At 57.1% G+C, this 301-nt stretch carries 1 protein-coding gene; it reads right to left on the minus strand.

The annotated features are described in order from the left end of the window. Positions 1-301: calcium-binding protein (locus KO497_RS13920; protein ID WP_436799295.1), on the minus strand; the 301-nt coding region annotated here is incomplete at both ends.

A 301-nucleotide genomic window follows, 5' to 3' on the forward strand; every position in this document is an offset into this window, starting at 1 on the left:
CGCCATAACCCGAGATGGTGTTGTCGCCCGCATCACCGCGCAGATTGTCGCCATGGGCTGATCCATACAAGTCCTCAATGGAAACATAAGTGTCGCCCGCCGCAAATCCCGTGTTGTTGCTGGCGACTTGCAAATCAGCGATGAGGCCGGCAGTCGCGTCGGTATATTGCGCGCGATCTATGCCATTGCCGCCGTTCAAAATATCGCCACCATCGCCGCCGATGAGCACATCGTTACCGTCCATGCCAAATAAATTATCATTGCCGCCGCGCCCATGCAGGCCATCGTTCCCGTCATGGCC

Source organism: Pacificibacter marinus (genome assembly GCF_018860665.1).
GTDB lineage: Bacteria > Pseudomonadota > Alphaproteobacteria > Rhodobacterales > Rhodobacteraceae > Celeribacter > Celeribacter marinus_A.